General features: G+C 63.3%; 11 protein-coding genes. 3 read left to right on the top strand and 8 right to left on the bottom strand.

The window, feature by feature from the left end; all coding sequences use genetic code 11:
* Both ACF8EF_RS05385 and ACF8EF_RS05380 read left to right on the top strand, forming a co-directional pair.
* Positions 1-10064 (top strand): amino acid adenylation domain-containing protein (locus ACF8EF_RS05385; protein ID WP_392460633.1); only part of this gene is annotated, 10064 nt, incomplete at its 5' end.
* Positions 10065-10126: 62 nt separating this feature from the next.
* Positions 10127-11098: an alpha/beta hydrolase gene (locus tag ACF8EF_RS05380; protein WP_176682153.1), complete on the top strand. Its 972-nt coding sequence runs from the start codon at positions 10127-10129 to the stop codon at positions 11096-11098.
* A gap of 244 nt (positions 11099-11342) precedes the next feature.
* On the opposite strand, the gene ACF8EF_RS05375 is transcribed toward ACF8EF_RS05380, so the two are convergent.
* From ACF8EF_RS05375 to pvdM, 5 genes are all read right to left on the bottom strand, one after another.
* The gene (locus ACF8EF_RS05375; protein WP_392460632.1) at positions 11343-13835 is read right to left on the bottom strand and encodes a TonB-dependent siderophore receptor; all 2493 of its coding nucleotides are present in this window, start codon (positions 13833-13835) and stop codon (positions 11343-11345) included.
* Between the two features lie 103 nt (positions 13836-13938).
* Positions 13939-15600 carry a cyclic peptide export ABC transporter gene (locus ACF8EF_RS05370; RefSeq protein ID WP_392460630.1) on the bottom strand — a complete coding sequence of 554 codons (1662 nt, stop codon included), beginning with the start codon at positions 15598-15600 and terminating at the stop codon, positions 13939-13941.
* Positions 15601-15721: 121 nt separating this feature from the next.
* A complete protein-coding gene (locus tag ACF8EF_RS05365; protein WP_176682156.1) occupies positions 15722-16642 on the bottom strand; it encodes a formylglycine-generating enzyme family protein in 921 nt (306 codons plus the stop codon).
* 28 nt (positions 16643-16670) lie between these two features.
* The gene (locus ACF8EF_RS05360) at positions 16671-17951 is read right to left on the bottom strand and encodes an aminotransferase class V-fold PLP-dependent enzyme (RefSeq protein WP_392529008.1); all 1281 of its coding nucleotides are present in this window, start codon (positions 17949-17951) and stop codon (positions 16671-16673) included.
* 8 nt (positions 17952-17959) lie between these two features.
* Positions 17960-19306 carry a pyoverdine-tailoring dipeptidase-like protein PvdM gene (pvdM, locus tag ACF8EF_RS05355; protein ID WP_176682158.1) on the bottom strand — a complete coding sequence of 449 codons (1347 nt, stop codon included), beginning with the start codon at positions 19304-19306 and terminating at the stop codon, positions 17960-17962.
* Positions 19307-19488: 182 nt separating this feature from the next.
* Here pvdM and ACF8EF_RS05350 point away from each other — a divergent pair, with 182 nt between their 5' ends.
* The gene (locus tag ACF8EF_RS05350) at positions 19489-21114 is read left to right on the top strand and encodes a twin-arginine translocation signal domain-containing protein (RefSeq protein ID WP_176682159.1); all 1626 of its coding nucleotides are present in this window, start codon (positions 19489-19491) and stop codon (positions 21112-21114) included.
* A gap of 93 nt (positions 21115-21207) precedes the next feature.
* Here ACF8EF_RS05350 and ACF8EF_RS05345 read toward each other — a convergent pair whose 3' ends face one another.
* Genes ACF8EF_RS05345 through ACF8EF_RS05335 form a run of 3 tightly spaced genes read right to left on the bottom strand, consistent with a single transcriptional unit; the run spans position 21208 to position 25761 of the window.
* Positions 21208-22614, bottom strand: a complete 1407-nt coding sequence (locus tag ACF8EF_RS05345; RefSeq protein WP_392460629.1) for an efflux transporter outer membrane subunit — start codon at positions 22612-22614, stop codon at positions 21208-21210.
* Between the two features lie 3 nt (positions 22615-22617).
* Positions 22618-24582, bottom strand: coding sequence for a MacB family efflux pump subunit (locus ACF8EF_RS05340; RefSeq protein ID WP_392460628.1), 1965 nt, complete (start codon positions 24580-24582; stop codon positions 22618-22620).
* Positions 24583-25761, bottom strand: coding sequence for an efflux RND transporter periplasmic adaptor subunit (locus ACF8EF_RS05335; RefSeq protein ID WP_176682162.1), 1179 nt, complete (start codon positions 25759-25761; stop codon positions 24583-24585). It lies immediately after the preceding gene.
* Positions 25762-25891 lie beyond the last annotated feature (130 nt).

Below are 25891 nucleotides of genomic sequence, written 5' to 3'. Positions count from 1 at the left end.
TGCGCGAAACCCTGAAGGCGCAGTTGAAGGTGCACCTGCCGGAATTCATGGTTCCGCACCACCTCATGCTGCTGCAGACACTGCCACTGAGCCCCAACGGCAAGCTTGAACGCAAGGCCCTGCCCAAGCCCGATGCGACGTCGGCCCAACGTGCCTACGTGGCGCCACGTACCGAGCTGGAAGCGCAGATCGCCCAGGTGTGGCAGGACGTGCTGAAAGTCGAGCAGGTCGGCATGACCGACAACTTCTTCGAACTGGGTGGCGACTCGATCATTTCCATCCAAGTGGTCAGCCGGGCGCGTCAGCTCGGCATTCGCATCACCCCCAAGGAGCTGTTCCAACACCAGAGTGTCGAGGCCTTGGCCAGCATCGCCCGTCAGGGCGGCGAAGGGCTGCTGATCGACCAAGGGCCAGTGACGGGTGGTGCGCCGTTGTTGCCATTCCAGCAGGTGTTCTTCGAGACCGTGGAGCATGAGCGTCATCACTGGAACCAGTCGGTTCTGCTCAAGGCCGAACGACGTCTTGAGCCTGCCAGGCTTGAGCAAGTGTTGCAGGCGTTGGTTGCTCACCATGATGCCCTGCGCCTGAGCTTCGTCGAACAGGCCGGCACCTGGCAGGCGCAGCACCGCAGTATCGCCGGCCAACGCCAGCAACCACTGTTGCAGACTGCCAGTGTGATTGACGCCGACGCTCTGGAAGCCCTTGCCGAACAGGCCCAGCGCAGTCTTGACCTGGCCCAGGGGCCGCTGCTCAAGGCATTGTTGGTGGATCTGGACGATGGCACCCAGCGTCTATTGATGGTGATCCATCACCTGGTGGTCGATGGCGTGTCCTGGCGGGTGCTGTTCGAAGACCTGCAAAAAGCTTATGAGCAAACGGAGCGAGGCGAGCGCATCGAGCTTCCGGCCAAGACCAGCGCCTTCAAAGCCTGGGGCGAGCGCCTGCAAGCCTACGCCAGCGAGCCGGCACGCCAGCCGGAGCTGGCCTACTGGCAGCGTACGCTGGAAGGGAGTAGTGCCACGTTGCCGTGTGACCGCCTGCAGGGCGCGTTGCAGAACCGCTATGCGGCCGTGCTGCGTGCCAACCTCGACAAGGCCCATACCCGCCAGTTGCTGCAGGATGTGCCCGCGGCCTATCGCACCCAGATCAATGACCTGCTGCTGACTGCGCTGGCCCGGGTGATCGGACGCTGGGCCGGGTCGGACGACGTGCTGGTGCAACTGGAAGGCCATGGCCGCGAGGACCTTTTCGACACCCTCGACCTGACACGCACTGTCGGCTGGTTCACCAGCCTGTTCCCGGTGCGCTTGTCGCCATGCGCGCAGCCCGGCGCCTCGATCAAGCGGATCAAGGAACAACTAAGGGCGATACCGAACAAGGGCATCGGTTTCGGTGTGCTTCGCTACCTGGGCGACGAGGATACCCGCCAGGCATTGCAGGCACTGCCAACGCCGCGCATCACGTTCAACTACCTGGGTCAGTTCGATGGCGCGTTCGATCGCGATGCCGGTGCGCTGTTGACACCTGCCGGCGAAAGTGCCGGACGCGAGCAAAGCCCGCTGGCTCCGCTGGGCAACTGGTTGACACTCAACAGCCAGGTGTATTGCGGTGAACTGCGAGTTACCTGGACCTACAGCCAGGCGATGTTTGACGAAGCCACCGTTCAGGGGCTGGCCGATGCCTATATCACCGAGCTTCAGGCAGTGATTGCACACTGCTGCGAGCCGGGCACGCAGGGTGTTACCCCCTCGGACTTCCCGCTGGCCGAGTTGTCACAGGCCTGGCTGGACGCACTGCCATTGCCTGCCGGGCAGATCGAGAACCTGTATCCGCTGTCGCCGATGCAGCATGGCATGCTGTTCCACAGCCTTTACGAAAGCCGTACCGGGCATTACATCAACCAGATGCGCCTGGATGTGCAAGGCCTGGATGTCGAACGCTTCCGCCAGGCCTGGCAGGCGACCGTGGATGCCCATGACATTCTGCGCACCGCGTTCCTGTGGGAAGGTGACTTGGGACAGCCGCTACAACTGGTTCAGCGCCGGCTGACGGTGCCGTTCCAGGTGATCGACTGGCTGGGGCGTGAGGACCTGGAGCAGGCGCTGGCGCAACTGGCCGACGAACAGCAGCAAGGTTTCGAACTCGACCGTGCGCCACTGCTGCGCCTGGTGCTGGTGCACATTGGCGAGAACCGGCATCACCTGCTGTACACCCACCATCACATCCTCATGGATGGCTGGAGCAATTCGCAGTTGATGGGGGAGGTGTTGCAGCGCTACCACGGCCAGGCGGTTGCCCAGGCGGGCCATTATCGGGACTATATCGAGTGGCTGCAGCGCCAGGACAGCGCGGCCAATGAGTCCTTCTGGAAGCAGCAGCTGGCTGGCCTCGAACAGCCCACCCGGCTGGCCAGCGCCATTGGCCAGGTGTCCCATGAGCAGGGCCAGGGGGACCTTTACCTGAATGTCGATGCAGCACGCCTGAGCGAGTTCGCCCGTGAGCAGAAGGTGACGGTCAACACCTTGATGCAGGGCGCCTGGCTGTTGCTGCTGCAACGTTACACCGGCCAGGCCACCCTGTGTTTTGGGGCGACCGTTTCCGGGCGCCCGGCAGACCTCAAGGGCGTGGAGCAGCAGATTGGCCTGTTCATCAACACCTTGCCGGTCATCAACCGGATCGCCCCCGAGCGCCTGCTGGGTGACTGGTTGCAGGCCCTGCAGGCGCAGAACCTGGCCCTGCGCGAGCACGAGCACACCCCGCTGTTCGAGGTGCAGCGTTGGTCCGGGCACGGCAACGATGCGCTGTTCGACACCTTGCTGGTGTTCGAGAACTACCCGATTTCCGAAGCCCTGCAGGAAGAGGAGCGCGACGAGTTGCGCTTTGGCGCGCTGAGCACCCGCGAGCAAACCAACTACCCGCTGACGCTGTCGGTGGGCCTGGGCAGCAGCCTGGCACTGCACTTCAACTACGCCCGCGAGCACTTCAGCGATGCCATCGTGGCCCGCTTCGGTCGTCATCTCCAGCAGTTACTGGCGCAACTGCCCCAGGCAGCGGACAAACCGCTGGGCGAACTGCAGATGCTGCTTGATGACGAACAACGCTGGCTGTTGCATGAATGCAATGCCAAGGCCTTTGCATACCCAGGCGAGCTGTGCATCCACGAGCAGATTGGCCAGCAGGTTCGCAGTACGCCCGACAAGATTGCGTTGCAGGCCGGCACCGAGCAGGTCAGCTATGCCGAGCTCGATGCTCGCGCCAACCGCCTGGCCCATCGGCTGATCGAACTGGGCGTCGGCCCGGAGGTGCGGGTGGGCGTGGCCATGACGCGTACCTGCGACATGCTGGTGGCGTTGCTGGCGGTGCTCAAGGCCGGGGGGGCCTATGTGCCGTTGGACCCGGACTACCCAAGCGACCGGGTTGCCTACATGCTGCAGGACAGCCGCGCCCTGGTGCTGCTGACCCAGGCGGCGCTGTTAGCGGGCTTGCCAAGCCAGGCCTGCGAGCACGTCGTGCTGGTGGAAGCCGAGGACGCCAGCCTGGCGCGCTACCCGAGCGAATGCCCACGCACGGCCGTTCGTGCTGACAACCTGGCTTATGTGATCTACACCTCTGGCTCCACCGGGCTGCCCAAGGGGGTAGCCATCGCCCACCGCAATGTCGCGGCATTGATCGCCTGGACTCGCCAGGTGTACAGCCAGGACGACCTGCAGGGTGTACTGGCCTCGACCTCGATCTGCTTCGACCTGTCGGTGTGGGAACTGTTCGTCACCTTGGCCTGTGGCGGTTCCATCATCCTGGCGCGCAATGCCCTGCAACTGCCGGAGTTGCCTCAGGCCGACCAGGTGCGGCTGATCAACACCGTGCCCTCGGCCATCGCTGCACTGCACCGTGCCGGGCAGATTCCGCCAGGCGTGCGGATCGTCAACCTGGCGGGTGAGCCACTGAAGCAGCAGGTCGTCGATGCGCTGTACAGCCAGCCTGGCATCGAGCATGTCTATGACCTGTATGGCCCGTCGGAAGATACTACCTATTCGACCTGGACCCGCCGTGAGCCCAATGGCAAGGCCAATATTGGCCGGCCGTTGCACAATACCGCCGGTTACCTGCTCGATACCCAGTTGCAAGCGGTGCCCGAAGGCGTGGCGGCCGAACTGTACCTGGCCGGTGACGGCATCACCCGTGGCTATCTGATGCGCCCGGGCCTTACCGCCGAGCGCTTCGTTCCCAACCCGTTCGCGGGTGCCGGTGAGCGCATGTATCGCACCGGCGACCTGGCACGTTACCAGCCGGGCGAGTTGTTGGAATACGCCGGGCGTATCGACCACCAGGTGAAAATCCGCGGTTTCCGTGTGGAACTGGGGGAAATCGAGGCTCGCCTGCTGGCGTTGCCGGGTATGCGCGAAGCGGCCGTGGTGGCGGTGGATGGCGGCAATGGCCCACAGCTTGCTGCCTACCTGGTGCCCACCGAGGCGCCCGTGGAACAGGATGCCTGGCGTGAGCAGCTGCGTCGCGCGCTGAAGGTGCACTTGCCGGAATACATGGTGCCGGCTTATCTGGTCGTATTACCCAGCCTGCCATTGACCCCCAATGGTAAGCTCGATCGCAAGGCGTTGCCGGCACCGGATGCGGTCCAGATGCAAAAGGCCTACGAGGCTCCGGCCACCGTCCTTGAGCAGACCTTGGTAGACATCTGGCAGCAGGTGCTGGGCCTGGAGCAAGTGGGCGTGCGCGACAACTTCTTCGAACTCGGCGGCGACTCGATCGTCTCGATCCAGGTGGTGCGCCTGGCGGCGCAGGCCGGTGTGGCCTTTACCCCCAAGCAGTTGTTCGAACAGCAAAGCGTTCGCAACCTGGGCGCGGCGATCGCAGCGCAGCATACCCAGGCAACAGGTGGCAGCGATGTCGATCGGCAGGCGCAACAGCAGCAATTGGCGTTCTGGCAACGGCAATGTGCGGCAGGCGTCACGGTATTGGGGCATGGCGAACCCTCCACAGGCACCTGGCAACAACAGGTGAGCCTGGATGTACAAGCCTTGGGACAGGCTGCGCGTGCCTACCGATGCGCACCGCAAGAGCTGTTGCTGACGGCATTGGCGCGCATCCTGCCAGGCGTGCTGGTGCGCGTGAGCGCAGCGTCGTCCAGTGACCTGTTCAGCAGCGATGGGCACAATGAAGGTGCCAGTTTCCCGTTGCGCCTGGAGGTCGATGCCGAGCCCGGCCTGGCGATCCAGCAGGTCAAGGCACAGGTACGCGCGGTGGCCGATGCCGGCCAGGGCTTCGTTGCCCTGCAGCGCTCGCAGGAGCGCTCGGTTGTCGAAGCGCTGGCTGCGTTGGTACAGCCGACGGTAGCGTTCAACTTCGCTGCTGAGCCACCGACGCTGCCATGCGACGGGCTTACGATCCATCTATTGGACGCTGGAAAGGTACTGCATTTCAGTGCGCACAATGTGGCCTGTGACGAAGCTTTGGTTGGTCGTTATCAGCGCATTTTGGGTGAGCTGATCGAGCACTGCCTGGGCAAGCCGGTACTGGCACCTGTCGACTTCCCGCTGGCGCGTCTGTCCCAGGCTGATCTGGATTGCCTGTCGGTATCGGCGGACGATATCGAAGACATCTACGCGCTGTCACCGATGCAGGAGGGCATGCTGTTCCATTCGGCCAGCGACAATGAGTCAGGGCTGTACATCAACCAGGTCAGCCTGCCGATTGAAGGTGTCGACCCGCAACGCCTTCTGGCGGCCTGGCACTTCGTCAGCGAGCGCCACGACATCCTGCGTAGCAGCTTCCACTGGCAGGGCGATCTGGTCAAGCCGTTCCAGGTGGTGCATCGCCAGGTCGAACTGGCCATGGATATGCACGACTGGCGTGGCCAGCCTGATCAGGAGCAGCGCCTGCAGGCGCTGGCCGAGGCGCAACTGGGCCAGGGCTTCGAGCTCAGTCAGGCGCCCCTGCAACGTTTGGTGCTCGTGCGCCTGGACGAGCAGCGTTACCAACTGATCTGGACCAGCCACCACATCTTGATGGACGGCTGGAGCCAGTCGCGACTGTTCGGTGAGGTGCTGCAGCATTATGCCAATGGCCAGGTAGCCGGTAACGTGGGGCGTTACCGTGATTTCATCGCCTGGTTGGCACAGCAGGACCAACAGGCCTTGCGTGGGTTCTGGGAGCAGCGCCTCGCGCAGCTGGACCAGTCGACCTCGCTGAGCCAGGCGATGCACCCTCGTCACAACGCCACCGAAACCGGTCACCGCGCCCTGTATTCCTACTGGGATGTGCAGCAGACCGCAGCGATGCAGGCCTGGTGCCGCCAGCAGCGAATTACCCTCAACACCCTGGTGCAAGGCGCCTGGCTGCTGGTGTTGCAGCGCTTTACCGGGCAACGCACGGTCACCTTTGGGGCTACCGTGGCCGGTAGGCCGCAGAGCCTGGCCGGGGCCGACAACATGCTGGGCCTGTTCATCAACACCCTGCCGGTGATCCAGACCCTGGAGCCGAGCCAGCCGCTGGCGCAGTGGTTGCTGCAGCTGCAGGCCTACAACCTGGATATTCGCGACAACGCCCATGCGCCGTTGGCAGATATCCAGCGTTGGTCGGGGCACGGCGGCCAGGGGTTGTTCGACAGCATCATCGTGTTCGAGAACTACCCGATCGACGAGCGTCTGAACGAGGGATCCGGCACCGACCTGAGCTTTGGCCATTCAAACAACCATGGCGTGACCAACTTCCCGATGGACCTGGCAGTGATGGTCGGCGAGCGCCTGAGCATCGAGTACATGTACATGCTGGAGGCGTTCTCCGAAGCTGCGGTAGAGCAGATTCGCCACTGCATGGAGGTGACCCTTGACGCTATGCTGGCTGGCGCGGGGCAGGCACTGGGCAGCTTGCAGCGCCTGGCGGCCGATGAGCGCCACGACCTGTTGGGCTGGAGCCGCGAGCCCGAGACCGAGACCTTGCCGCAGTTGCTGCCGGCACTCATCCAGCGCCATGCCATCGAACGCCCGCAAGCGATTGCCGTGCAGTGCGCGGGCGAGTCGTTGAGCTATGGCGAACTGGAGGTGCGTGCCAACCGCTTGGCCCATGCCTTGCTGGCTCGAGGGGCGGGTCCGGAGGTGGTGGTCGGCGTGGCCATGCCGCGTTCGGTGGACACGATCGTGGCCTTCCTCGCGGTACTCAAGAGTGGCTCGGCCTATGTGCCGCTGGACATTGCCTACCCCGCGGAGCGCCTGGCCTACATGATGCAGGACTGCGCCATGTCGTTGCTGGTGGGCCATAGTGCGGTCACGGCGCGCTTGCCGGTACCGGACGGGGCACTCGGTATCGAGCTGGATCGCCTGGACCTGATGGCCTATCCGGCGTCGGCACCGGCCAGCGCCGCCGGGCCGGACACCTTGGCCTACCTGGTGTATACCTCCGGTTCCACGGGCCGGCCGAAAGGTGTAGCGGTGCCTCAGGGGCCGCTGAGTGGGCATTGCCAGGCCATTGCCAAGCTGTACGAGATGGACAGCAGCTCCTGCGAGCTGCACTTCATGTCGTTCGCCTTCGACGGCGCCCACGAGCGCTGGCTGACTACGCTATACAGCGGCGGCCGTCTGGTGATTCGTGACGAGGAACTGTGGACACCGGAGCAAACCCACCGGGTACTTGCCGAGCAGGCGGTGACCATCGCCTGCTTCCCGCCGGCCTATCTCAAGCAACTGGCCGACTACGTACGCGAAAGTGGCGTGGCACCGGCGCCAGTGCGTATCTACTGCTTCGGCGGTGATGCGGTGCCCGAGCAGACTTTCGAGTTGGTCAAGAACACCTTGCGTCCACAGTATTTCACCAATGGCTATGGCCCGACCGAAACCGTGGTCACGCCGGTGTTGTGGAGGACGAAGGCCTCTGCCCAGTGCGAAGCCGCCTATGCGCCGATTGGCCGGGCAGTGGGGGCGCGCAGCCTCTACGTGCTGGACGATGACCTGGAGCTGTTGCCGCGCGGTCTTGCAGGCGAGTTGTACATCGGTGGCCAGGCCCTGGCCCGTGGTTACTACCGCCAGCCATCGCTGACCGCCGAACGTTTCGTGCCCGACCCTCATGGTGCGCCTGGCGCACGGGTGTATCGGTCCGGGGACCTGGTTCGCCTGCGCCAAAGCGGTGTGCTGGACTACGTCGGGCGTATCGACCATCAGGTGAAGATTCGCGGCTTCCGTATCGAACTGGGCGAGATCGAGGCCAGCCTGCGCCAGCAGGACGGTGTTCGCGATGCGCTGGTGGTAGTGCGCGATGGGCCATCGAGCAAGCAGCTGGTGGGCTATGTGGTCACCGACGATGGCCAGGAGTGCAGTGAACGGCTGCGTGCGGGGCTGCGCCAGAGCCTGCCCGAGCATATGGTGCCGGTACAGGTGATCAGCCTGGTCCGCTTCCCGCTCACGCCCAATGGCAAGCTTGATCGCAAGGCCTTGCCCGACCCGCAGTTTGAAAGTGACGTCTATGTGGCACCCGGCACTGACGCCGAACGCTGGATGGCGCAGATCTGGGCGCAGGTGTTGCAGGTGGAAAAGGTCGGCATGACCGACAACTTCTTCGAACTGGGCGGCGATTCGATCCTGAGCCTGCAGGTGATCTCGCGGGTGCGTAACCACCCCGAGCTGCACATGGACCTGAAGCTGCGCGACTTGATGCGCTACCAGACCATCAAGGGGCTGTTCGAGCAGAAGTCGGCTGGTACCCAGCGCCAGGGCGAGGATTTGACTCAGTTGGCCAGCGAAGGGTTGTTCAACCTGCTGCCGATCCAGGAATGGTTCTTCGAACAGGACATGCAGGAGAAACACCACTACAACCAGGGCATCTTGTTGCGCGCTCGTCAGCCACTGGACCACGATCGCCTGCAGCAGGCACTGGGCTTGATGCTGCCGCAGCACGACGCGCTGCGTCTGCGGTTCCGCAAGGAAAATGGCCGCTGGTACCAGCAGTATGCCGCGGTCGGTGAACTGGACCCGGCAGACCATCTGCTGCACAACACGGCGGCCGATGACCAGGAGGTGGCCAAGTTCGCCGACTGGGCGCAACGCAGCCTGAACCTGGAAAAAGGGCCGGTCATGCGCGTGGTGCACTTCGTGCTGGACAATGGCGAAAGCCGCTTGCTGCTGGCGGTCCACCACCTGGTGATCGACACCGTGTCGTGGCGCATCCTGCTGCAAGACCTGCAACAGGCCTACCAGGCCCTGTGCGATGGCAGCGAGGTCAACCTGCCGCTGCGTAGTAGCAGTTATAGGGCCTGGGTCGAGCGGCTACGGGATCATGCGCCGGTGCTGGTCGAGCGCGAACTGGACTGGTGGTTGCAGCAGCTGGACCAGCCGAGCGTCGACCTGCCGTGCGACAACCCACGTGGCAAGGACCTGGTGGAGCACCTGGTGGGCCTGCCGGTAACCTTGTCGCAAAGCTGCACTTCGCAGTTGCTCAAACGCGTGCCGGTGGTTTACCAGACCCAGATCAACGATGTTCTGCTGGCCGCACTTAGCCGCGTACTGTGTCGCTGGAGTGCGCAGCCGAGTGTGTTGATCCAGTTTGAGGGCCATGGCCGTGAAGACCTGTTCGACGAGGTCGAGCTGTCGCGTACCGTGGGCTGGTTCACCAGCATGTACCCGATCCGCCTGGAGCCCGGTGTGGATGCCGACTTCGGTCACTCCATCCAGGCCGTGAAGGCACAGCTGGCGGCGTTGCCGAACAAAGGCCTGGGCTATGGCGTATTGCGCCACCTGGCCGAACCCTCGGTGTGCGAGCGTTTGCAGCGCCTGCCACAGGCGCGGGTGACGTTCAACTACATGGGCCAGTTTGACCAGAGCTTCGACGACCAGGCCTTGCTGGTGCCCGCCGAGCAGGGTGCTGGCCAGTGCTACAGCCGCAAGGCGCCGTTGGGCAACTGGCTGGAAATCGTTGGCCAGGTGTTCGATGGCCAGATGACCTTGCGTTGCCTGTTCAGCAAGCGCCGCTACCGGCCACAGACCATCGAGTGGCTGATGGCTGAGCTTCAGGGCGAACTGGAGGCGCTGGTGGCCCATTGCATGGATGAAGCACTGGCCTGATCGCTGGTTGACGACTTTACCGGGCGAGCTTGGCTCGCCCCTTTTTTCAAGGAGTGCCGTAGATGGCATTGCATCCCGAACTGGAAGCTTTCCTCGACCTGGCTGACGACAATGCGGCAGGCGGGTCGGGACCGTTCCATGAGTCGACTGCGCAGCAGGCGCGAGCCGTGTTTGAACAGACCACGCAACAGTTGGCCTGGGCAGCGCCCCAGGACATCGACTGGCAGGACATCGACGTGCAGAGCCGAGATGGCCAGCCACTACCGTTGCGCCTCTACCTGCCTCGCGGCCATGTTCCTGGGACGTTGCCGTTGATGGTCTACTTCCACGGTGGTGGTTACGTGGTGGGCAGCATCGATTCGCATGATGGCGTGTGCCGCGAGTTCTGCTCCAGAACCCCCTGCGCTGTCGTGTCGGTGGGGTATCGCCGGGCACCGGAGCACAAGTTCCCCACCGCCTTGCATGACTGTGCCGATGCCTTGGCCTGGCTGCATGAGCAGGCACCGAGACTGGGCCTGGACCGCCAGCGGGTGATCTTTGCCGGTGACAGCGTGGGGGCATCGCTGGCCACCACGCTGGCGACCCAGGCCGTGCATCACAGCCATGAGGTGGCCCTCCGGCCGCTGGTGCAGATGCTTTGCTACCCGATGACCGATGCTTCACGGCGCAGTGTGTCGGTGGAGTTGTTCGCCGAAGGCTACCTGCTGGAAAGCGATACCCTGGAGTGGTTTTACACGCAGTACGCCAATACGCCGCAGGACCGTGAAGATTGGCGCTTCTCGCCGTTGCTGACCCCGAACCTGGCCGGTGTGGCACCGGCGCTGGTGGTATTGGCAGGGTTCGACCCGTTGCTCGATGAAGGGCGTGAGTATGTTGCACGACTTCAGGAACAGGCCGTAGAGGTTGCGGTGATCGAATACGAAGGGCTCACCCACGACTTGCTGCGGCTGCGTTCGGTGGTGGCAGACATTGGTGAGATCCACCAGGTGCTGGCCGATCGGCTTCGGGAAATGCTGGGCAAGCAGGCGAGCTGAGGAAGGATGTTGTTCGAAGGCCGCCATGCGGCCTTTTTTTGTGTGCGCCAGGCATGGCGCGTTGCGCGTTAGCGCAACCCGTTTGCGATGTCGGGAAAGTGGCTGCGATTTGCTTGCCGGGAGATTGGGTAAGGGCTAGCAGGTGCTTGGTTTGGGTTCTGAGGTGGTGCGCAAATCGAGCACCTCACGGCCCAGCGCCGGGGATGAACCGGGCATGGCGGTGGCCGCCATGCCCGGAGGTGCATCAGAAGGTGCCGCGCAGGGTCAGCATGTAGTTGCGGGGGGCGCCGTACCAGTTGCCGCCGTCGCTGGCGTCAACCGTCTGATAGTAGGTCTTGTCGAAGATGTTGTTGGCATTGACCTGGGCGGTCCAGTGGTCGTCGATCTTGTACTCGACCAAGCTGTTCCATACTGCATAACCGGCCTGCTCGAAGGCGTAGGCTTCACCTACGCTCAAGCTGCCGTCAGGCATAAGGCGTTGTACGTTACCGCTTTTGTAGGTATCGCTTTGAATGGTCGCACCGAGGCCGACTTTCCAGCGATCGAATTCACCCGGCAACTGATAGGTGGTGAAGAACTTGAACAGATGCTTGGGCGTCTGTGAACTCATCGGTTTGCCGTTGTTGCTTGGGTTACCCGCTGTGCGCTGTTTGTTGATATTCAACGTGTAACCCACAATGGCCTGCCAGCCTGGCGCCAGCTCACCCGAGATCTCGGTGTCGATACCCTTGCTCACCACTTCGCCGAGCGCGGCGTAGTAGCCCCCGCCCACGCTGACGGCTTCGTTTTCACGCTTGGTGTAGTAAAGCGCCGAGGAGATGTTCAGGCGGCCACCAAACAGCTCGCCTTTGGTACCGAACTCGTAGGTTTCACCCTCGATGGGATCCAGGGGATGTGCGTCTATCGACTTGTATGCGGTTTGTGGATTGAAGATTTCGGCATAGCTGGTGTAGAGCGACCATTGGTCTGTCACGTCCAGGACCAGAGCGCCAAACGGCGTGACCTGGCCGCGGTTGCTTTCTTTGACTGGGGTATCCATGTTGAAGCGAGGAACCACGGTCCGGACGTAGTCGCGGTAGTCCGAGTAACGGGCGCCCACTGTCAGGTGCAGTGGCTCGGCCAGTTGAGCCTTGAAAGTGGCATAGGCGCCGGATTTGCGCTGGTTCCAATCAGGGTTGTAGTAATAGATGTCCGGTTTGGCAGGTTTGGGAATTGAACCTGCATCATCGTTGATGACATCGAATGGCTCGGTGGCATCGCTGTGATCAGAGTAGGTACGGAAGACTTCCGAATAGTCGGCACCGATGAGCAGCTCATGGGTCAGGCCAAACGCCTGGAATTTACCGGAAACGTTGGCATCGAACAGGTCTTGCTCATTGGTGTAGCCACGTATCAGACGGCCGAACACCGAACCGTCGGGAGAACGTGGGTTTTCCGGGTCAGCTGCCCAAGCCACTTCGCCGATATCCTGGGTGGAGTCGAATTTGGTCTTGGTGTAGCTGGTGTTGACCTTCCAGTTCTCGTCAAGGGCATGTTCGACCTTGGCGAAGTATTCAGTGCGTTTGTAGTTGTTCGACGACCAGCCAGCGGCCAGTGATTTGCTGCGCGAGGTGCTGATCTCGCTGCCATCCTTGTATCGCACCAGCCCACGGTCCCAATAACCGTCCATGTCACGCCATTCGTAGGAGCCACCTACGGTGAGCAGGGTGTCTGGTGTCAGGTCTGCTTCCAGGGTACCGAAGATGACGTGCTTTTCGCTGTCGGCGCGATCGTAGAAGTAGTTCTTGTCTTCGTACGACATCGCCACACGGCCGCGCAGGGCTCCGTCGAAGGCGAGCGGGCCGGTCAGGTCGATCTCGGTACGGTAATTGTCCCAGCTACCTGCCGACTGGCTGATTTTCAACTGGTTGTAAGGCAGCGCACGCTTGCGCACCAGGTTGATGCTGCCACCTGGGTCGCCGGTCCCGCCGTAGAGCCCATCGGCACCACGCAGGACTTCAACGTGATCATAGGAGGTCATGTCCGGCAGGGAGTCGTAGGTTTCGTTGCGAAACATCGGCGCGCCGCCGTCGGTCTGGATGCTGCGAATGACGAAACCGCGCGAATAGAACTCGTTCTTCGAGTCGTTGCCGCCCACTACCGTGATGCCGGTGGTCTGGTCCAGCACCTGGGTCAGGCTGGTGAGGTTCTGGTCTTCCATGCGCTGCTTGGTCATGACCGAAACCGACTGCGGCGTTTCCCGCAGGGTCTTCTGGGTCTTGCCACCGATGCTCGCGGTACCGGTGGTGTAGGAACCGGTGCCTTCGGTGCTGGCTCCCAGGGTGTTGGCGGTTACCGAGGTTTCATCCAGTTGCACACTGGAGCTGTTGTGCTCGGACGGTGGCGGCAGGATCACGGTGTTGCCTTCCAGGCGGTAACGGATACCAGTGCCACGCAGCAGCTGGCCCAAGGCGTCGTTGGCCTCCATCGAGCCTTTCACCGGGCTGCTGCGCAGGCCGTGCAGCGTCTCGGGGCTGTAGACGAACTGCAGCTGAGTTTTCGAACCCAGCTGACGCAGGGCCGTGTCCAAGGACTGGGCCGGGATGTCGAGGTTTACCACTTCGGCATGGGCCTGGCTGGCGCAGGCCAGCATGATGGCGGCACTCAAGGCACTCAAGGCACTCAAGGCACGCAGGGTCAGGGGCCGAGAGGAGGAAGTGCGCGTATTGCCAATGCCTTCGTTAGTCTTGCTTGTCATTGAGCTACAGTCCGTCAAGTGTTGTGATTGCATTTAGGAATTGTTCTTATTTCTATTGAGACGCACTTCTCATTTGGAACCGGAAAAAAATCTGACGAATTTTTCACATTTGTGTGGGCTCGACGGTTCGGTCGCTGACGACGCGCCCTGGGGCCATGCGGACCAACTGGTCCGCGACATCGAAATAGCGGTCGTCGTGGGAGATGACGATGAGGGTTTTGCCCAGCCGTTTCAGATCGGGCAGCAGTTCGGTGTAGAACACGCGGCGGAAAGCGGGGTCCTGGTCGGCGGCCCACTCGTCGAACACCAGTACAGGGCGCTCTTCCACCCAGGCATTAACCAAGGCCAGGCGTTTGCGCTGCCCGGTGGAAAGGTCGGTGGTGGTGAAGTTGCCATCCTGAACGCTGACCTTGTGCGCGATTTCGAGGCGTTCGAGGTACTTGTTGGCATCCCCCGGGATACGTTGGTCGCCCTGGACCACGTCGTCGAACAGGTAGTAGTCGGCGAAGATAGTGGTGAATATCTGGCGGTAGTCATCGCGGTTGCTGGCGTCCACGGTCGCGCCGTTCAGGCGGATCTCGCCCTGTTCCGGAGTGTAGAGGCCAAGCAGGAGCTTGATCAGCGTGGTCTTGCCGCAGCCGTTTTCACCTACGATGAAGGTGATTTCACCCTCATCGATGCGCAGGTTGACGGGGCCAAGGCGGAACGGCTCGGCACCTGGCACGGGAGGGAAGCTGAAACTGACGTTGTCCAGTTCGAGGCTGTGGACGCGGGCGGGCTTGGCGCCTGGCGCGCTGAGCAGCAGGTGTGGCTCGGGTGACGAGAACTGCTCGGACAGCTCGGCGATACGGCGGAAGGCGATCTGCGCGCGGCTGATGATCGGCAGGGTGCCAACCAGGTGTTCGAGCGGGCCTTTCATGTACAGCAGCACCAGTACGAAGCCGCTCATTACCGCGGCATCGCCACTGGGCCAGTAGGTTTGCAGGGCTAGTGCCAGGCCGATCACCACGAAGAACAGCATCGAGCCGAAGGTTTTGGCGACCACGAAAATGTTCACTGAGCGCACTTGGGTGTCGCAGATCTTGTCGGCGGTTTTCTGAATGCCTGAAACGAACATGCGGTGTCGGCGCGGGCGATGGATGCGCAATTCCTTGGCACCCTCGGCGATGGCGTTGTAGTGCTTCTGCAACTCGTCCTCGGCATCGCGGGCGGCAAGGAAGCCTTTGATGCCGTGTGCCCGGGCGATGTACTGGATCGTGGTGCCGATGGCAATGGCCACCACCATCATCAGGAACATCGGCAGCGACAGCATGGCCAGGTAGCCCATGCAGCCCAGCGTTACGGTAAGCGAAATGGCCAGTGGTGCGAAGGCAAAGGCAAAGTCGCTGATGGTGTCGACGTCGTGGGTCAGCACCGGGATCAGGCGGTGGCTGCGGTAGCGTTCGATCTGGGTGATCGGAGCGGAGAGCACCTTCTCGCCCAACTCTTTTCGCAATGTGGCGATGATGTGCTGGCCGACGTAGTTGGTGCCGATGTCGGAAAGGATGGAACTGGTCAAGGCCAGAAGGCACAGGCCGGCGAACAATGCGACCACGCTTTGCGTGAGGCCGCTTTCCGAATGCAGGGTGCTGTTGATGGTGGCGAGCAGCAGGGTAACGCTCAGGCCGCCGACCATACCCAGCAGGATGGATGTGATGACGATGGCTCGGAAGGGTTTGAGCAGGGCGAACAGCTCATTGAGCGCGCCTCGGGGTGGCTGAGTCATGGGGCAGGGTCCGCTTGTGGAAATGGCTAAGGCTCCCTGTAGAACGACTGATGGAGGGGGTAATTTAGCGGGCTGGCCGGCCCTGTCGCCGTGTTGGTCGCGACAGGGTCGGGTTGGCCGGTTACAGGTCGCGCACCACGCGAAAACCGATCCAGTCGCCGCGTTCGTTGGGATAGAGGTCGTTGCGGTTGGCGGAGCGGGAGAACACCGGGGCTTCACCGTAGTCGTTGCCACGAATGCTCTGGAACTTGCAGTCCTTCTCCAGCCAGGGGCTGCCGTCGGTCGGCGCACCGACATAGTTGTCGTGCTTGCAGTCGGCAGTCCATTCGTAGACGTTGCCGTGCATGTCGTACACACCGAAGGCGTTGGCCGGGAAGCTGCCGACCGGCGCGGTGTAGCTGTAGCCGTCGGTCGGGCCATAGGTGTTGGCGTGTTTGGCGATGCTGTATTCCTTGCCCTCATCGAAGGGGAAGGGGAACGGGCCGGTGCTGCCGGCACGGGCGGCATACTCGCGGATCGATTCGCTGGTCAGACGGTACTGCTTGCCGGTTTTTTTCGACAGCCAGGCGACGTAGTCCTGGACTTCCTTGAGGTTCATGCACACGGCTGGGTGTCGGCTGGTGACCTGGTGGTTGCCGCCGTAGATGGGCCGGCCACCCTGGGTCGCCGTGCCGGCCTGGCACAGGCGGCCGGGGCGCTCGTCGCCGCTGGGCATCTTGTAGCCGGTGGCCTTGATGAACGCATCCCATTCGCCGAAGGTGATCTGGAAGCGGCTGATGGCGAATGGTTTGCTGAAGGTGACTTGGTGCATGGGGCTTTCATCGGCCTGGCGACCGACTTCGTCGTCGGGTGAGCCCATCATGAATGAACCGGTCGGCAGCACGACCATCTCCGGGCAGCCCTTTGCACAGTCCTTGAAGACAGTGCCGGGCGCGGGCGTGTCGGCTTGTGCCGGTACGGCGACGCACAGCAGGGCCAGTAATGTCAGTGGGGCGAAGGCAAGCAGCGGACTGCGCGGGGCAGCAGGCAGAGTTGGGTGCATGGGGCTTCTCGTTCAAGGTGATCAGAGGTCACAGCTGGGTGCTGAGCAGCGTCATGAAGCGATCGATCTCGGACTCGTCGTTGAGCAAGCCCGGTGCGGTGCGCACAACCGGGCCGACATCGCGGTACACCGCATCGACGATCGCTTTGCGCTGAAGCAGGGCAGCGGCGACTTTGTCGCTGTCGCGGCCCTTGACTCGGAAGAAGGTGAAGCCAGCGCTGTGCTCGGGTGACAGTGGCGTGACCAGTTCCACCTGCGCATGTTCGCTCAGGCGTTGTTTGAGATAGCTGTTGAGCTGGTGAATACGCCCTTGGACTTCGGCCTTGCCCAGTTGCAGGTGCAGCTTGAAGGCTTCGTCCAATGCCCAGCGGTGTTCGAAGGCATGGTAGCCGCCAGGGGTGAGGCTGGTGGCGAAGTCGGTATCCTGGGAGAAGGTCGGGATCAGTGGCGTGATGTCCTTGAGCTGTTCACTGCGCGCGCAGACGATTCCGGTGCCGCGCGGGCCGAACATCCACTTGTGGGTGCCGGCGATGAAATAGTCGCAGTTCATCTGCGGGAAGCTCACATTTTCCACGCCAAATCCATGTACACCGTCGACTACATAAAGAATGCGGTCGGCTTCTGCACGGTCGCGGTTATGCCGGTCGACCACGGTCCCGATGTCGGCCAGGGGCAGCTTCACGCCGCTGCCCGATTGCACCCAGGTCATGCCCAAGACGCGAGTGTTGGGGCGGATGTTGCGGTCGATGTTACCGACGATCTCGTCGGTGCTGACCTTGGCCGGGTCCTTGAACAGGCGGAATCGGCGAACCTGGGTACCCTGGCGCTGGGTGCGGAAGTCGAGAATCGCTTCGGCGGCGGAATGCTCGTGCTCGGTGGTCAGGATCTCCTGGTCGGGACGCACGTGCAGACCGCCATAGATGATCGCCAGGCCTTCGGTGGTGCTGCCGGTCAGGGCGATCTGGCCGGGGCGTGCCTGCAGGTACTTGCCGGCCCATTCGCGCACACGGGCTTCGTGCTGCCAGGGTTCCTGGCGGTCCCAGTCCATCACCAGGCCTGGGTTGCGATCGACGCTGGCACGGTAGCGGTTGATGGCGTCCTGCACCGGCTTGGGGTGGGACGTGATCAGGAAATTGGAAAAATGCAGGTAGGCCGGGTCCTGGTTGAACAGCTGGCACAATTGCGCCCATCGGTCACCTGTCGTCGGCGCGCTGGCGGGGCTGGCCAGGGCCTGGCCGAGGCTGCTGCCCAAGGGCAGGGCGACGGCAAGCAGGCTGGCGTGTTTGAGGAAGGTGCGGCGGTCGCTCATGGTTGCGGTTACCGGGCGGAAGAAAGGGAAGGGCTGGCGGCTTTCTCGACCTGCGCCCAGACGCGCAGGAAGTTGCCGCCCCAGAGCTTGGCGATATCGGCTTCGGAATAGCCGCGCTGGATCAGTTCGGCGGTCACGTTTCGCACCTGGCTGACGTTATCCCAACCCTGCACGCCGCCGCCTTCGTTGAAGTCCGAGGCGATGCCGACGTGGTCGATGCCGATCTTGCGCACGGTGTAGTCGATGGCATCGCCCAGGTTCTTGAGGCTGGCCTTGGGCTCTTCGTCGAGGATGGCGTAAAGCTGGCTGGCGTAGCTGCCGAAACGCTGTTCGGGCCAGGCAGCGATGATCGGGTCGCCCGGCATCAGGGCCATGGCGAGGTTGGGCAATGGTGGCAAGTCAAACTTAGCGCGCAGGGTGTTGAGTTTGTCCTGGGTCTTCTGGGTGAGCGGGCGCAGGTAGCCGGAGAAAGCGACGATCTGTACCACGCCACCGCTGTTCTTGATCAGTTGCAGTTCACGGTCGCTGAGATTGCGCGGGATGTCGACCATGGCTCGTGGCGCCGAGTGCGAGGCGACGATGGGCGCGCGGCTCAGGGCGCTGACCTGCTCCAGAGCCAGGGTGGACATCTGCGAGACATCGATGATCACACCCAGGTCGTTGAGCCGTTGCACTGCCTGCTTGCCGATCGGCGAGAGCCCGCCGAGGGCATCGGGCGAGTCGTTGAAGAACGGTAACGGGCGCGAGGAGTCGGCCCAGTCGTTGTTGCCGATGTAGCTGAAGCCGAACATGCGCATACCACGCGCGGCCCACTTGTCCAGCAGGCTCAGGTCATGGCCCAGCGGGTAGGCGTTGAGCATGCTGATGAAGACGGCGAACTTGCCTTCACCGTGCAGGCGACGGAAGTCGTCGGGGGTATAGGCGATGCCGACCTGGTTGGGGAAGTCGCGGACCAGCCCAGAGATGATTTTGTACCGCACCTCTTGTTGGTTGCGCGCTTCGTCAATGAAACCAGCGGTGGGGCGATGGGGGGCGTTGGGGCCGTTCCAGATCTCCGGCCAGCCGAAGATGGTCAGTGCAGCGCCCGATAGGCGGCCCTTGGCGGCCTTGGCCAGGTCGAACTGGCCATCGCCATCCTTGTCGGCCTCTTGGCCATGGGTGCCGAAGTCCAGTGGCAGGGTGATGTGGCTGTCGAAGGAGATCAGCCGGTCCTGCAACGCTTCTGCCTGTTTCATCACTTCGCGTGGGTAACTGGGATTGAGCCTGTGATCCCAGGCCAGATAGCCGCCAGCACCGAGCAGCAGTGTCAGGGGCACGCCGATGTACAAGGTTTTCTTCCAGCGAGGTGTTGTCATTGCCATCTCGATATGGGTCCGCGAATGCTGTGGGGCTTTGGCTATCTGGGAGGGACGAGTAGGGCTCGTGAAAATTTACCGGCAGACCGGTTCGTTCACCCTGGCGGTGGCCTAAATTTCGCTGGTCAACATACGTCCTTGCTGGGATAGAGCCTGCTTCAATGGCTAGCACAGGTGGGGTAATGACGATTTCTCGACGAGGCTTCATGGCCGGTGTGGCCCTGGCGGGTGCCGCCTTGCCGGCCGCTTATTACGCGCATGCAGAAATGACCAGGATCGATGAGCCGTCCGAAACACCTGGGGAGGCCAGCGTGGAACTGGCCGACCCCGCTGGACAGCGCCTGGCCAACCGCCTGCGCGGGATTTGGTCGATCCGCCTGGAAGGTAGCGAGGCCGGTTTGCCTGGGTTGCCTGACCAGGGTCTGGAACTGTTCATTGATATCGCTGCCCGGGGGCGCGGTGTGCGTGGCTGCCTCGATACCGCTGAACGCTTGCGCGATGAACGAGGGCCGCGTTACCGGTTGCTTGGCGACCTTGTTCAGGAGCAGCCCAACCGTCTCTACTGGCGCCTGCTGCCAGAGGCGCAGGGGCAAGCGGGCTTCGAGATGGCGATCGTCGTTGATGAGGTCTGGGCTGAGTTCGGCAATGCCGGCAGTGATACCTTCAGCGGGCGGCTGATCGCCCTGGATCGTGCGCTGGCCCTTCCCGAACAGGACAACCGCTTTGTCGCCACCAAGCAGCATTTTCCCGAGGCGCGTGAACGCATCGGCTTCAACGCGGCGCTGCAGGCCTGGCTGGTGTCGGCCGAACACCGCTTGTTCCACCAGCTTTGGCATGCGTCGCGGGACCAGTGGCACAAGCTCTCCGAGGACAGGCGCAATGCCCTGCGCGGCCTGGGCTGGCAGCCAGGACCGCGGGACCGTGAGCGGGATGCGCGGGGCAGGCACAAGGACCATAATGGTTCGGGTGTGGACTTCTTCTATATGCACCGGCACATGCTGCGTACGGCTCGTTCGCTGCAACCGCTGCCGTCGTGGACGGCGTTCCCCTTGCCGCAGCCGGAGCTGGAGCGCGATCGCCTGGGCTTTGCACGCTATTTCGATAACCTCGATGGTTGCTCGGTACCGCCGACCTGGTTGGCCCATGGCGATGATGCGTTCAGTGAATGGGTGAGTGGGATCAAGCGTGCCGAGACCTTCCATGGCAATTTTGCGGTCTGGGAGTCGCAGTATCGAGACCCGCGCTACCTGTCGCGCCTGACATTGGGGCAGTTGGGCTCGGAGATGGAGCTGGGTCTGCACGACTGGCTGCACATGCGCTGGGCATCGGTGCCGCGTGACCCGTCCAATGGCGCGCCGGTACCTCTGGCGCGGGAGCTGGATGATTTTGCGCCGCGTTGGTACGCGGCGGAGAACGATTTCCTTGGCGACCCGTTTTCGTCCCACGTGCACCCGGTGTTCTGGCGTTTCCACGGCTGGATCGATGACCGCGTGGAAGACTGGTTCGCCGCCCATGAGCGCTTTCATCCGGGCGAGGTCAGTCGGTTGGAGGTCAGTGGCGTACCGTGGTTCGCGCCGGGACGATGGGTTGAGGTGGAAGCCCCCTGGCTGGGGCCGGACACCCACGGCTGCAGCACGGTGCCGGGCGTGCGGCCGGGCAAATCGGTGGAGATGGATGTCGAGACCATGAAACTGGCCTTGCGCATCATCTTTGGCGAGGATGAAGGGAAACTGGCTGGTCTCATGCGCCAGGTGCCGAAGCGGCCGTGGTATGCGCGGCATTTGTCGTTGAAGGGCATGCCGGCCTGAAGCTGTCTGTATGGACAGCGCCGTTGCGCAGGATAAGGCCGCAAGCACGGCACACACCCATCACTAGCCTGGGGGGCAGAGAGGCTGGCACCCTCAGCGCCGCTCCACCTGCCAACCCCCACCTAATGCCTTGTACAGCGCCACACTGCCCTGCAATCGAGCCAGCCTCAGCCGTGCCTTCTCATCTTGCGCCAGATACAGTGTACGCTGGGTCTCCAGTACGCTGAGCAGGTTTTCTGCCCCTGCCGCATAACGCCGTTGCGCCAGGTCGAAGGCCAGCTGTGCCTGTGTCACTTCCTCGTCTTGCCATTGCCGCTGGTGATCTACGCCTTGAATGGCGTTGAGCGCTTTTTCGACATCGGCAAAACCCGCCAGAATACTGCTGCGATAAGCCTCAAGCAATTCCTCCTGCTCGGCTTTGGCCAGGTCCCTCGAGGCACGCAGGCGGCCGTTGTTGAAGATCGGTGCAATCAGGCCGGCAGTCAGTGTGTAGTAGGGGCTGTCGAAGACCTGAGGGAGTGTACGCGCCCCCCCGCCAAGCTCGGCACCGAGGGTCAGCTTGGGTAGCATGGCGGCTCTGGCCACCTGGATGTTGGCATTGGCCGCTGCCAAGCGTGCTTCGGCTGCGGCGATGTCGGGCCGGCGAGTCAGCAGTTCGCTGGGCATGCCGCTGCCGATCACTGGCCAGAGCACGGCGTCGATGCGTTCATTGCTGCTCGGCAGATTCTGCACCGGGTCGCCAATCAGGGTGGCCAAGGTCACGCGGTTGTCCTGCCGACGTTGCGCCAGCAACGGCAGTTGGCGTTCCTGGGCGGCCACCAGACTGCGTTGCTGTGCCAGTTCCAGGCGCGTGGCCGAGCCAGAACGCTGACGTGCTTCGACCAGGCCCAGCACATCCTGGGCATTGCGCAGGTTGAGGTGGGCAATGCGCAGTTGCTCGTCCAACGCCAACCCTTGCAAATAGCTGTCGGCCACGGCACTGACCAGGGTCAGCTCCACTGTCTGGCGATCGAAGCGGCTGGCGTCGAGGTCGAGCCGGGCGCTGTCGCGGGCAGCGCGCAGGCCGCCCCAGAAGTCGATCTCGTAGGTCGCGCTCAGTTGGGTACCGAACGAGGTGCTGGTGCGTTCGTAGCTGCTGACGTCGAGCTGGTCGCTGCCTTCGCCACGCATCAAGTGCTGGCGGCTGCTATTCAAGCCGAAGGCCAGTTCCGGCAGCAGCGGGGCCCCTGCAATCACGGCGCGAGCCTGGGCCTGGCGTACCCGGGCGGTAGCGGCGCCGAGATCGTGGCTGTTGAGGCGGGCGCGTTCGACCAGGCGGTCCAGTTCGCGGCTGGCGAAGGCTTGCCACCATTGCGCCTGGGGTGTGGCGAGGGTGGGCTCGCCGGCATCGCCCTGCCAGGCGCTTGGAGGGGTGATGCCGCTGGCAGGCGGTGCGGGCGTGCTGCAGGCGGCGAGGCATAGGCTAAGGGTCAACAGGCTGATGCGGCTTGGCAATGTCATGGGCTATACGCTGGTAAGGGCTTTGACCGGATCGAGGCGAGCAGCCTTGCGGGCCGGCATGAAACCGAACACTACGCCGGTGATGACGGCGCAGGTGAAGGCGCCGAGAATGGCGGGTAGGGCGAATGCCACGGCGATGCCGGCGAGCATCAGGCCGCCACCGATGCACAGTGCCAGTACGATACCCGTCACCCCGCCGACCATCGACAGCATCACCGCCTCGCTGAGGAACTGGCGCAGGATATCGCGCTGGCGGGCGCCGGTGGCCATGCGGATGCCAATCTCGCGAGTACGTTCGCGCACGGTCATGAGCATGATGTTCATCACGCCGATACCGCCGACCAGCAGGGAAATGGCGGCGATGGCACCGAGCATCAGCGACAGGCTGTTCTGCGTGCGCGCCTCGGCCTGGATCAGCGCGGCGTCGTTGGTCAGTTCGAAGTCTTGCTTGCCTTGGTGGCGCTGGCGTATCAGGTGGGCGATTGCCCGTTCGGTTTCGCTCACCCGGCTCGAATCGGCTGCGGCGATGATCACGTATTCTGGATCGTGCTTGCCGAACAGGCGCACGGACGCGGCGGAGTAGGGCACCACGATGCGCTCGTCGCTGTCCTGGTCGCCGGAGCTGGCACCCTTGCCAGCGAGCAGGCCGACCACCTGGAAGGGCACATTGCCGATCAGCAGGTACTGGCCCAGCGGATCGCTGCCAGGCTCCATGAGCTTGTCCCGGACCTTCTGGCCGATCACCGCGACGGCAGCGCCAGCCTGTTCGTCGGCTTCGGTGAAGAAGCTGCCTGCGACGACTGGCCAGTTGAGGATCTCGGAGAACTGGGTGTTGTTGCCGCCGACATAGAACTGCTGGTTGTTGTTGCCGTGGCGCACGGTCAACTGGTCGCCGATCACCGGCATGATGCGCTGGACCTGGGGTAACTGGGAGATGGCGGCGACATCGTCCAGCGTGACGATGCCGGCCGGTTCGCGCAGCGTGGCGTGGCGGCCACTGAGGTAGAGGATGTTCGAGCCGAACGCCGCCATCTGCGCCATGACCTGGCGCTTGCTGCCTTCGCCGACAGCCAGCATCACCACCACCGAGGCCACGCCGATGACGATGCCGAGCAGGGTCAGGGCGGTGCGGAAGCGGTTTATCCACATGACCCGCCAGGCCGCTTGCAGGGCTTCGAGCAATTCGCCCTTCCAGGCCCCGCGCAAGGTGGCGCCGCGGTCCAGGCGCTGGCGCAGGTCGTCGGCCTGCAGGCCTGGGTGCGCTTCGTCGAGGGGCTGGTCGGCCGCCGAGTCGCTGATCATCAGGCCGTCGCGGATCTCGATCACCCGTCGCGCCCGAGCCGCTACTTCACGGTCGTGGGTGATGAGGATGATCACATGGCCCTGGCTGGCCAGTTCGTCGAGCAGGGCCATGACTTCGGCGCCGCTGTGGCTGTCCAGGGCGCCGGTGGGTTCGTCGGCGAGGATGATGTGGCCGCCGTTCATCAGGGCTCGGGCGATCGACACCCGCTGTTGCTGGCCGCCAGACAACTGGTGCGGCCGGTTGCCCGTGCGGCTGGCCAGGCCGAGGCGTTCGAGCAGGGCTGCGGCGCGGGCATGGCGCTCGGCGGCCGGGGTGCCGGCATAGATGGCTGGCATTTCGACGTTTTCCTGGGCCGAGCCGGAGGGGATCAGGTGGTAGCCCTGGAATACGAAACCAAAGGCTTCGCGCCGCAGCCAAGCCAGTTCGTCGCTGTCCAGTTCGGCAACGTCCTTGCCAGCGAAGCGAAAACTACCGCTGGTGGGGTGATCGAGGCAGCCAAGGATGTTCATCAGGGTCGACTTGCCCGAGCCGGATGCGCCGACGATGGCGACGAACTCGCCAGGGTGGATGCTCAGGCTGATGCCGCGCAGCACTTCCACCTTCGGCGAATCGATGCCGCCGTAGTGCTTGCGGATGTCAGTGAGTTCAATCAGGGGCGCTGTCATTCAACCTCCGCTGGCGGCTGGGGCGCCGATGACCAGTTGCTCGCCTTCGGCGAGGCCATCGAGTATCTGCACACGCAGGCGGTCGCTCAGGCCGGTGCGCACCTTGCGCTGTTCGATCTTGCCGTCACGGGTGAACACCTGGGCCAGGCGCAGGCCTTCGTCTTCGGCATCATCCAGGGCTGCCAGCGGCGCCGTGAGCACTTGGCTGGCCTGGCCGGCGACGAAGAATACCTGGGTGGTCATTTCGGCCATCAGGGCCCCATCCGGGTTTTCCACATCGAGCAGCACGGTGTATTGCACCACTTGGGCGCCAGTTGTGCCGGCGGTGGCGCTGGCGGGGCTGCCACCGCCCTGACTGGTCTGATCCAGCGGCCTGGGCGGGATCGGAAGGATTTGGCGCACGGTGCTGGTCCAGCGGCGCTTGCCGCCGGCCAGGGTGGTGAAGTAGGCGGTCATGCCGGGTCTGACCTTGCCGATGTCGGCTTCGGACACCTGTGCCCAGACGGTCATCGGCGAGAGTTTGGCGATGCGCAAGATCAGCGGTGTTTGCTGCTGGGCGTTGAGCGTTTGACCTTCGCGGGCATCCACCGCCACCACAGTGCCGTCCATGGGCGCATAGATGCGGGTGTAGCCCAGCTCTGCCTGGTCGCTGCGCAGGCTGGCCTGGGCCTGGAGGATCTGCGCCTGGTACATGTCGATGCGGGCCTGGGTCACCTTGAGCTGGGCATCGGCTATTTGCAGGTCTTCCTCGCGGGTGGCACCGGCAGCAGCCAGGTCGCGCTGGCGCTTGAGTTGTTGCTGGGCCAGGCGGTACTGGGCACGCTGCTCGGCCATCTGGGCCTTGAGGTTTTCGATCGAGTATCGGCCGGCATCAAGCCTGGCCTGCTGGGTGGAAGGGTCGATTTCCACCAGCAACTGGCCTTGGCGGACCTGGTCGCCCGCTTCAACATGCAGGCGACGGATCTGCCCGGAGGCCTGGGCGCCGACGTCCACATAGCGGCGTGGTTGCAGCGTGCCGAGGGCGGTGACGCTGCTTTCTATATCGGCGCGGGTCACGGCCACGGTGTTGACCGGATGATTGTCCAAGGGCAGGGTCTTCCAGGCCAGCAGGCTGCCCAGGCCAAGCAGGCCCAGGCCACCGAAGAGGATGCGGCGGCGAGTATTGGGTAAGCGTCTCATGCGGACTTCCAGCCATGGATGTTGGCCATACGCAGCCAATCGAGGCGCGCAGGGAGGTCCCAGTTAGACGAAGACGAGTGGGCGGGATTTACCCGCACTGGAGGGGGAGGCTGTGTGTTGCTGAGAATAA

Source organism: Pseudomonas sp. zjy_15 (assembly GCF_043101865.1).
Lineage (GTDB): Bacteria > Pseudomonadota > Gammaproteobacteria > Pseudomonadales > Pseudomonadaceae > Aquipseudomonas > Aquipseudomonas putida_Y.
The sequence above is the reverse complement of the archived record's forward strand: the minus strand, read 5'-3'. Positions and strand labels throughout refer to the sequence as shown.

Excerpts from the sequence above, each read along its gene's own strand:
- ACF8EF_RS05335 (WP_176682162.1), bottom strand. The coding sequence starts at position 25,761 with ATGAGACGCTTACCCAATACTCGCCGCCGCATCCTCTTCGGTGGCCTG.
- ACF8EF_RS05345 (WP_392460629.1), bottom strand. The coding sequence starts at position 22,614 with ATGACATTGCCAAGCCGCATCAGCCTGTTGACCCTTAGCCTATGCCTC.
- ACF8EF_RS05370 (WP_392460630.1), bottom strand. The coding sequence starts at position 15,600 with ATGACTCAGCCACCCCGAGGCGCGCTCAATGAGCTGTTCGCCCTGCTC.
- ACF8EF_RS05375 (WP_392460632.1), bottom strand. The coding sequence starts at position 13,835 with ATGACAAGCAAGACTAACGAAGGCATTGGCAATACGCGCACTTCCTCC.
- ACF8EF_RS05365 (WP_176682156.1), bottom strand. The coding sequence starts at position 16,642 with ATGCACCCAACTCTGCCTGCTGCCCCGCGCAGTCCGCTGCTTGCCTTC.
- ACF8EF_RS05340 (WP_392460628.1), bottom strand. The coding sequence starts at position 24,582 with ATGACAGCGCCCCTGATTGAACTCACTGACATCCGCAAGCACTACGGC.
- ACF8EF_RS05380 (WP_176682153.1), top strand. The coding sequence starts at position 10,127 with ATGGCATTGCATCCCGAACTGGAAGCTTTCCTCGACCTGGCTGACGAC.
- ACF8EF_RS05360 (WP_392529008.1), bottom strand. The coding sequence starts at position 17,951 with ATGAGCGACCGCCGCACCTTCCTCAAACACGCCAGCCTGCTTGCCGTC.
- pvdM (WP_176682158.1), bottom strand. The coding sequence starts at position 19,306 with ATGACAACACCTCGCTGGAAGAAAACCTTGTACATCGGCGTGCCCCTG.
- ACF8EF_RS05350 (WP_176682159.1), top strand. The coding sequence starts at position 19,489 with ATGACGATTTCTCGACGAGGCTTCATGGCCGGTGTGGCCCTGGCGGGT.